Consider the following 5,949-nt stretch of genomic DNA (forward strand, 5'->3'; position numbering starts at 1 on the left):
GCTCTAATTATTTTCGTTTTCATCTAACGCTGCACCATTAGTTTCAATTATATGTTTCATCCAGTTATAAGACTTCTTTGGTGTACGTGTCAATGATCCGTGTCCCAAATCATCCATATCAACATAAACAAAACCATAGCGTTTCTTCATTTTTATTTTTGTCAGGTTCCATTAAAGATGACCCAGAATTAACATCAATAGCTTGTGATGCACCGGTCACTACATCATTTTGATCGTTTTTATTCATAAAAATCCTCTTTCAAATCACAACGTAACAAGACTGATTTCAAAAATATTGTTATTCATCGCCAAATCTTGCGCCATTTTGAAATAAGTCATATTTTTTGGAAATTTAAGATTGCAAACACAAATATACACATTTTTCTTATTAATTTGGTTATTAGTATCCACCTTAAAACTAAAGTGTTTCACCTGAATTTTATTCTGTTTAAAATATGGCTGCAAAACTTGATCAAGCGTATGGCGGTCAATATATTTGAATTCAACCTGCTTATATGTATTTACCTTAACAATTTTACGTAAAATGACTACCACCAGCAAAACAAACGCTCCACCGACGATTGCAATACAATAATACCCCATTCCAATTGCTAAGCCGATACTTGCAGTAGCCCACAAAGAGGCTGCTGTAGTAAGACCCATGACAAAATGATGGGTAATAACAATAGTACCCGCACCGATGAAGCCGATGCCGCCTATTACTTGAGCAATCAAACGAGCTGGATCAGACTCAAGTACCGTCGATAAAGTGTGGAAATTCTTCGCATAATATAGAACTTGATTGCAAATTGCTTCTTGAATTAACGCTAAAATGCATGCGCCTAAGCATACCAAGATATGCGTTCTAAGACCAGCTGGATGATTATGTTCTTTCCTATCCAAGCCAATAATTGCTGCAAAAATTGTAGCCATCGATAAGCGTAAAATTATTTCTAAGAAACTAAGATTGAAACTCATCATAATTTTTGGGGAACTATGTTCCATACCCATATGGGCAAAAAGCATTTTTGTTTACACCTTCATTCAAAAGAAATAATTAAGAATAGTCAAATAAAAGCCATTTCAGGACAAAATTCTTGCATTTTTTAAAAATAACTATATCTATTTTTTGAGTTAAGAGTATAATCTTTGGTTGTACTATTTTTCACATATTTTTTCTACTGGAGGAGTAAAAAGTATCTACTATGGAACATACTTGGTTAATGAAATATTTTGCTGAATTTTTCGGCACAATTATTTTAGTTGTATTTGGAAATGGTTCAGTTGCCAACTCAGTGTTGAGAGATACTGGTGGTAACAGTCGTAATGGTCAAGCAAACGGTGGTTGGCTTTTAATCGCATTCAGTTTTGGATTAGGTGTAATGCTTACTGCCATGCTATTTGGTTCAATTTCAGGTAACCACTTGAATCCCGCCGTAACTTTAGCTCAAGCTTGTGCCGGCGCCTTTCCATGGAATCAAGTCGTACCTTACATCTTGGTACAAATGCTTGGTGCTATTGTAGGTCAACTTTTATTAGTTGCTGTATATTGGCCATACATCAAGAGAACTGCTAGCGATGATGCTGTTTTTGCCAGCTTCGCTACTGGTGATACAGTTCGCAGCCGCTTAAACGGTTTTGTTACTGAATTTGTTGGTACAGCTATTCTTTTATTCGTAGCTATTGGTCTTTACCGTGGCATGTTCTTCAAGCAATCAGAAGATATTGCTAACATCGGTGTTGGTTTCTTAATTACCGGATTAGTTATGGCTGTAGGTGGTCCAACTGGTCCCGCATTAAACCCTGCAAGAGACCTTGGTCCACGTATCGTATATGCACTTTGCCCATTGCCTCATAAGGGTTCTGCTCACTGGGACTACGGTTGGGTACCAGTAGTTGCTCCAATTGCTGGTGGTATCTGCGGTGCATTGTTATACAAGATTGCATTTGGATTATAGAAAAACAAAAGATCGATGATCTTCGTTAAAAAACGGTGATCATCGATCTTTTTTGATATTATTTTAGAATTCAAACAAACGATGGTTAATAATAATTCTGAATTCGCGGTCTTCTTCATCAGCTAAACAACTAGCAACCAACGGTTCATAGCCTCGCTTTTCTTCATCAAATTGATTTCTTTCCGCATCTAAATCATGAAAAACTTCATCAGGTAATTTATCAACCGGAATCTTAGCTGCCTTAGCTAGTTCATCAAAGCTGACCACTGCTCCATCTTGCAAAACGTCATCGTCTTTACTTTCATTATATTTCTTTACTAATAACTTCATAATGGCTAAAGTCTCTGGCTTCAAGTAACTTAATGAATCAAAATCAATTACATAATCGTCCATTGCATTTCCCATCCTTTTTGAAAATACCCAAACAATATGACTTAAGATTTTTATATCATTCCACGCTGCAGCCCCATAAAGATAGTAATAATCAGCAAATCAGCACTACCGCCAAGGCTATAATTCTTTTCTTTAAAAATACGATTTAACTCTAACATGAATTGTTTGCCAGCTTGAGTGCCATAACCACCCAATGACAAATATTTCTGTGCCTGCTTATGTGCCCAATCAATTACTTCAACATTGCCAGCTCTTTTAATCAAATTAGAATCTTCAATTTCACTAACAATCTTCATCAAGGTATCAAGCAAGCGTGTGTTCAAGTCGCCACTTGTCTGTGCTAAAAATGGCAATGCGACATTCCTCACCAAAGGATATCCTACCTCTGCTTCTGCTCTCACGCCGCCTTTGCCATATTGCAAAAATTGTCTTTCTCCAGCAGTCTCGCTCTTCTTTCCCAAATCATGCTTAACTAAGCCTTTAGTCATCATTTGAATTATTTCAAACTCATTACCGCCGTGTTTTTGACAATAACTACTAGCACAGACAAACAATCCTAACGAAAAAACCGCCCCTTTATGAGTATTCACATTATTTGTGGCAGCAAACATTGCTTTTTCCGCCTTAATCCCGGCTTGGCGCAGCAATTCAAACATTTGTCTCAAATCTTGTCCAGCAAAGTTAAAACCAATCTCAGCAGCTTGAACAAAATATTTTCCCAAACTCAAACTACTATCGATAAACATATAAACGTTCATATCGGGATGCGAACCCACATCAACTGGATCAACCAAACCAGGTTTGGGATTAGTAACTACTTCATAAAGCAATGCTTTCAATGCATTTTGAGCGATCTCTTCTATTGCCATTTGTCTCTTTCTAATTACTTAAATATCGATTCTTTAATGAAAAGTGGTGCAAAATCTGATTAAAGCGATCTTGCACCTCTGCCATAATATCATGACCACAATTATCAACCAAAGCCATATTTATCTGATCATTTTGCGCAGCCATCCATTTTGCAAAAAGAAAATTATAGTACGGACTTTGTACTGCCGCAATCACATCAATTAGTACTGGGCTATTTTGCACCACATTTCGCCAATCATGGCTAATTGACCTTCAGAAGTCATGCCAATATTCTTATTACCTTTGGCTTGTGACTTAACATACGTACCTGTTGCAGCGATAACTGTCCATGGTGTTGTGTCTATTAAGTATGCATTGTTAGAATTTTCGACAAATGGCAATTCAGCTTGATTCGCTACTGGACTGTATTTACTTCCCCATTTTGTCAAAAATTCATTGTCTGGTAACACAACATAAGCTTTAAGATCACTATGTTGATTCTCACTTGTGATGATATTTGAATTATCTAAATTAATAGTCCAATGATTGGGCCGATTTTTTGTATCTCGTTCATAAGTACCGGATATTTTGAGAACTGTTCGGCCATTAACCTGTAATTCATCAACTTTAGCATCTGCTGGTAAATCTTCTAGCCCCTTTTCTGAGTTAACTACTGCATTAGTTGGTAAGACAATGTAGTAAGTTAACTTTTCAGAATCCTGATACATATCAGAATTATACACATGAACTACACCGGCACTGAAGCAGCACCAATAGTAAGTTTTCTGATGCTGAATCTTTGTTTTTGCTTTTCTACATCTAAAAATTTTCTCTTGGACATATTACTTTTTCCTTCCCAATGTAGTCCTCATTAAACCTATAATCACATTATAGTCCATTAATAGTTATTTTATAGTCCATTAGGGCAGTAATATTATTGTAATATCAGTAATATTATTGTAATATCAGTAATATTTTGTCTATCAATTATCAAAACTAAGTTATTTTAAATCCGTTATTAGCGTACTAGTGTTCATTTATTTTAAGCAAAATAAAAGTCGTTACTCATTTATGCATTTAGAGTAACGGCTATTACCAATTAACAAATAATGAAATGAGGAACTTACTCATAAAAAGCCCAAGGTTCTTTTACACACCTTGGGCTTTTACATTACTAATTTTTCTCGTAACCAATCATCAAGCCGCCATCTTCGGCATAATAAGTACAAAGCCCACTACATTCAGACAAAGAAACCTGAGCTGATGGATATACAGATAGGATAGTCTCCTTCATCTTAGCTGCCTTATCGCTAAAGCCAACATAATCGATCAATACTCTGCCGCCACAATAACCAGATTTTTCCATGATCTTAAGCATTTTTGAAAAGATCTTCTTACTACCGTGAATCTTGCCGAGCACCTCAAACTTACCAGCATCGCTAGCTGTACCAACAATATTCAACTTAAGTGCATGTGCGATCCGCGCCATTGCAGGATTGATCCGACCATTATTGGCTAGATTATCCAGGTTCTCCAATACAAAAAGCAAATCCGTCTGACGAATGCGATACTTCATCGTTTCAACAACTTGGTCAAAATGCAATCCATCATTGATCATCGTCGCAATATCTTCCGCAAGCAACCGAATCTGTGGTCCTGCTGACAAGGTATCGAATACATGAATCTTCACATTAGTATGTTTTTCAGTAAAAATCTTGGCTGCTTGCACTGCAGAATTATATGTTCCTGACAATGCACTAGTAATCGTTAATACAAAAATTTCATCTGCGCCAGCAAAAGCATCTAACCAGTCGTGAACACTGGGACAAGCAGTCGACGTCCGTTCATTAGTCTGCTTCAATGCGGTGACAAACTCTGGAATATTAAGCTTGCCATCGTCGATCCAAGAAGATGAACCTGCTCTAATTGTTAATGGAACGGATTGATGTGCTACGCCTTCGATCGAAGACACGAAGGCATCAGCACCAGAATCTGTAACTATCTTTATCGTCATTTTCGTTACCTCACTTATGGCTTTGATAATATACGTTTTTAAATATTATGTCAACGGTTTTTAAAAAACTTATAGCAAGATATTAATTGACAGAATCTTCAAAATAGAAAATAATTAATTTAACCAAAGTGAGGAGAAAAAATATGAAAAAGGAAGTATCAGTAGAACAATTAAAATTTCCTTCATACCAAGAAATTCCCGCAATGGGATTATATTTAAAGCAAGTAGTGAACTATATAAATCAATGTTTAGCGCCCTTAGGAAATATCAAGATTACGAGTTCAATGGTCAGCAATTATGTTAAACATGATCTAATTGCATCCCCTGAAGGCCGGCTATACAGCCGTGAGCAAATCGCCACCCTACTTTTTATCACCATTGCCAAAAACGTGATGGATCAAGAAGACCTGCGCAAAGCGATTGCCATCCAGCAAAAGACCTATTCAACCGAAGTCGCTTATAATTACTTTGCCGCTGAATTGCAGAATGGCTTATTATATGTTTTCAACAAAAAGGAAGAACTGCAAAAGATCGGTCATGATAACACCAGTCAAAAGCAAATGCTGCGCAACGTCATCATGGCCTTTACTTATCGAGAATATTTGTACCAATTTTTCAGAGAAATTTAAAAGACTCAGCTTATGCTGGGCCTTTTACTTTATGCTTTCTATATTAATCAAAATTACCATGATTTAGCTTAATGTATTGATCAATTTTTCGAAGATTTTAATTATT

General features: G+C 36.4%; 9 protein-coding genes and 1 pseudogene. 2 read left to right on the top strand and 8 right to left on the bottom strand.

What is annotated here, in order from left to right; genetic code table 11:
• Nucleotides 1-3: 3 nt before the first annotated feature.
• The 3 genes and pseudogenes from HMPREF0518_RS06280 to HMPREF0518_RS06285 all read right to left on the bottom strand — a co-directional run.
• Nucleotides 4-156, bottom strand: a pseudogene (locus HMPREF0518_RS06280) (family 1 glycosylhydrolase); the annotation flags it as partial.
• Nucleotides 119-247 carry a hypothetical protein gene (locus HMPREF0518_RS10960; RefSeq protein ID WP_003627211.1) on the bottom strand — a complete coding sequence of 43 codons (129 nt, stop codon included), beginning with the start codon at nucleotides 245-247 and terminating at the stop codon, nucleotides 119-121. The pseudogene HMPREF0518_RS06280 and the gene HMPREF0518_RS10960, both read right to left, overlap by 38 nt.
• 17 nt (nucleotides 248-264) lie before the next feature.
• On the bottom strand, nucleotides 265-1,026 hold the full coding sequence (locus HMPREF0518_RS06285) for an MgtC/SapB family protein (protein WP_003627212.1): 762 nt from the start codon (nucleotides 1,024-1,026) through the stop codon (nucleotides 265-267).
• Between the two features lie 179 nt (nucleotides 1,027-1,205).
• Here HMPREF0518_RS06285 and HMPREF0518_RS06290 point away from each other — a divergent pair, with 179 nt between their 5' ends.
• Nucleotides 1,206-1,958 (top strand): MIP/aquaporin family protein, encoded by a 753-nt coding sequence (locus HMPREF0518_RS06290; protein ID WP_003627213.1) that lies wholly within the window; start codon nucleotides 1,206-1,208, stop codon nucleotides 1,956-1,958.
• Nucleotides 1,959-2,021: 63 nt separating this feature from the next.
• Here HMPREF0518_RS06290 and HMPREF0518_RS06295 read toward each other — a convergent pair whose 3' ends face one another.
• The 5 genes from HMPREF0518_RS06295 to HMPREF0518_RS06315 all read right to left on the bottom strand — a co-directional run bounded on the left by HMPREF0518_RS06295 (nucleotide 2,022) and on the right by HMPREF0518_RS06315 (nucleotide 5,214).
• Nucleotides 2,022-2,351 (bottom strand): hypothetical protein, encoded by a 330-nt coding sequence (locus HMPREF0518_RS06295; protein WP_020829354.1) that lies wholly within the window; start codon nucleotides 2,349-2,351, stop codon nucleotides 2,022-2,024.
• Nucleotides 2,352-2,401: 50 nt separating this feature from the next.
• The gene (locus HMPREF0518_RS06300; RefSeq protein WP_003627215.1) at nucleotides 2,402-3,220 is read right to left on the bottom strand and encodes a triphosphoribosyl-dephospho-CoA synthase; all 819 of its coding nucleotides are present in this window, start codon (nucleotides 3,218-3,220) and stop codon (nucleotides 2,402-2,404) included.
• Between the two features lie 201 nt (nucleotides 3,221-3,421).
• Nucleotides 3,422-3,943: a hypothetical protein gene (locus HMPREF0518_RS06310; protein ID WP_023191736.1), complete on the bottom strand. Its 522-nt coding sequence runs from the start codon at nucleotides 3,941-3,943 to the stop codon at nucleotides 3,422-3,424.
• Between the two features lie 5 nt (nucleotides 3,944-3,948).
• Nucleotides 3,949-4,041 (bottom strand): YSIRK-type signal peptide-containing protein, encoded by a 93-nt coding sequence (locus tag HMPREF0518_RS09800; protein ID WP_023061431.1) that lies wholly within the window; start codon nucleotides 4,039-4,041, stop codon nucleotides 3,949-3,951.
• Nucleotides 4,042-4,374: 333 nt separating this feature from the next.
• The gene (locus HMPREF0518_RS06315; protein WP_003627219.1) at nucleotides 4,375-5,214 is read right to left on the bottom strand and encodes a DegV family protein; all 840 of its coding nucleotides are present in this window, start codon (nucleotides 5,212-5,214) and stop codon (nucleotides 4,375-4,377) included.
• A 143-nt stretch (nucleotides 5,215-5,357) separates the two neighbouring features.
• Here HMPREF0518_RS06315 and HMPREF0518_RS06320 point away from each other — a divergent pair, with 143 nt between their 5' ends.
• On the top strand, nucleotides 5,358-5,843 hold the full coding sequence (locus HMPREF0518_RS06320; protein WP_003627220.1) for a DUF1836 domain-containing protein: 486 nt from the start codon (nucleotides 5,358-5,360) through the stop codon (nucleotides 5,841-5,843).
• Nucleotides 5,844-5,949 lie beyond the last annotated feature (106 nt).

Source organism: Lactobacillus helveticus DSM 20075 = CGMCC 1.1877, from assembly GCF_000160855.1.
Classification (GTDB): Bacteria; Bacillota; Bacilli; order Lactobacillales; family Lactobacillaceae; genus Lactobacillus; species Lactobacillus helveticus.